The sequence below is a fragment of the Actinomyces sp. oral taxon 448 str. F0400 genome, from assembly GCF_000220835.1.
Taxonomy (GTDB): Bacteria; Actinomycetota; Actinomycetes; order Actinomycetales; family Actinomycetaceae; genus Actinomyces.
The window spans coordinates 996451-998819 of sequence record NZ_GL985606.1 but is presented as its reverse complement, the minus strand read 5'-3'; the positions used below and the strand labels follow the sequence as shown (position 1 = coordinate 998819).

The 2369-nt window shown below is 72.6% G+C and carries 1 protein-coding gene; it reads right to left on the bottom strand.

Annotated features, from left to right (window positions below):
- Positions 1-393 precede the first annotated feature (393 nt).
- The coding region (gene eccCb, locus HMPREF9062_RS04260; RefSeq protein ID WP_083820017.1) for a type VII secretion protein EccCb at positions 394-2369 on the bottom strand (1976 nt) is incomplete at its 5' end.

Below are 2369 nucleotides of genomic sequence, written 5' to 3'. Positions count from 1 at the left end.
CGGGCGGGGCGAGCCGGAGGCGCGGGCGCCCGGGATCGTCCGGTGCGCGCGGCCCGAGCCCGCGCCGGACGATCGGGCGCCGCCGGTGCGGCGCCTCCTCTTGCGCGGCGGAATGCCGCGCCCCCTGCGTCCCTGTGCCATGCGAGCGACTGTACCGGCGCCGTCGGCGCCTCCCGATCCCCCTCGCCGAGGCGCGGCGAAGTCCTCATGACGCCGGCCGACCGTCGACATCCCGTCCATGCCGGACCTGGTCCGCTCCGGGCTCGCGGCGCGACCGACTCCGGCACCGGCCTCAGGGCAGGGGGAGGGCCGCTCCGTCGTCGGAGGCGATCAGCCCGTCGGCCAGCAGGGAGGCCAGCGCTCGGACCGGCCGTCCGGCCGCCCGCACCGCCCTCACTGGGTGGGCGGCGCCCAGGCCAGCTGAAGAGCCTGAACCCCGTGGTCGCGGCTGATCAGGCGCGCCCGCCCCGCGGGCCCGGGGATCGGCTTCTGTCGCCCGATCAGCGGCCCCTCATCAGGACTCCCGGGCAGCATGATGCCGGGAGTCGACAGGTCATTGAGCGTCTGGGTGACCGGCTCGTACATGGCGCGGCTGGCGCCTCCGATGCGACGGGTCAGGACCAGGTGGAGACCCAGATCCTGCGACTGAGCGAGCAACGGCTGCAGGGGCAGCAGCGGATTAACGGCCTGCCCCGAGGACAGCAGGTCGTAATCGTCGACGAGGATGTAGACGTCCGGCCCTTCCCACCAGGACCTGTGGCGCAGCTGGTCGGGGGTCACATCCGGCCCCGGCATGCGGCCCTGAAGGAAGCCGGCGAGCTCAGCAATCTCCCGGGCGGCATCCTCGCGAACCGTGACGTAGGTCAGGAGGTGCTCGGCGGAGAGCTCGCCCAGCAGGGAGCGACGCAGGTCGATGGCCAGCAGGCGAACCTGACTCGTCGTGCGCCCGCGGCACAACTCATTCGCCAGGGCGCGCAGGAATGAGGACTTGCCGGTCTTGGCGTCGCCCAGGACGAGCAGGTGCGGTTCATGACGCATATCGAGGCACACGGGCTCCAGACGCGCCTCGTCGATCCCGATGACGGGGTCGCCGCCGGCCGGCACCCGCTCCTGGAGCGTCGCCAGGTCGATGCGCGTCGGCAGCAGGCGCAGCTTGGGGCCCTGCGGGCCGGTCCAGGCATCGGCGATCGTACGGCAGGCGTTGTTGGCGCCGCGGGCCAGCGTCGCGGGGTCATGATCGCCGTCCGTGCGCGGCAGCGCCAGCAGCATGTGCCGCGCCTCAGGGTCGAGGCCGCGCCCGGGCCTACCGGTCGGGACCTCGCGCGCGACCTTCCGGCTGATCTCGGAATCAGCCGGATCGCCCAGCCGCAGCTCGATGCGGGTGGAGAACATGTCCTTGATGGTCATGCGCATGTCGGTCCACCGTCCCGTGGCGACGACGACGTGCACGCCCAGAGCCAGGGCGCGCGGCGCGATCGCCATGATCTGGTCGGAGATCTTCTCGAAATCCGTCTTGAGCGTCGACCAGCCGTCGATGATGAGGAAGACATCGCCGTACCCGTCGTCGAGGCGGCCCGCGGCCCGCTCGTGGCGGTAGGTCTGAATCGAATCGATGCGGTTGGCCTTGAAGAAGCGCTCGCGATCGTCCAGCAGGGCGGCCACCTCGGCCACGATCCGGGCGACGACGTCGGGCTCATCACGGGTGGCGACACCGGCCAGGTGCGGCAGATCGAGCATGGTCGAGAACGTGCCGCCGCCCAGGTCGACGACGTAGACCTGCACCTCCGCCGGCGTGCGCGTCAGCGCCAGCCCCATGACCAGGGAGCGCAGCGCCGTCGACTTCCCGCTGAGCGGACCGCCGATGACGGCGACGTGCCCGCCGGCGCCGCCCAGGTCGACGCTGTAGTACTCGCGGCGCTGCTCCAGGGGGATGTCGGTGATACCCAGGGGCACCACGAGGTCGCCGCGCTCGCGCCATGACGGGGACACCAGGCCCAGCGTCGGATCCGCCACGAGATCACTCAACAGCGAGTCGAAAGTCTCGCTGACGTCCAGGGGCGGCAGCCAGATCTGGTGGGCGGGCGTGCCGTGCCCGGCCATGCGCGCCACGGCGATGTCCATCGTCGTCATATCCGCGTAGGCGGCGTCCCGATCGGGCGACGGGCCGCTCCCCGCGAGGCCGCTCGGGTCGTCCGCCTCGGACTGGGCGGCCGGGACGTCGGCGCTGGGCTCGTCCTGCCCGATCGACGGCGGGTCCGCCCGACCGTCCCTGCCGTGAACCGGCCGCGCCGAGAACGGAACCACCTGGGGCGCGCGGACCCGCTCGCGCTCACGGGACTCGTCCGGGTCGCGCGCGGGCGCGGGCACGG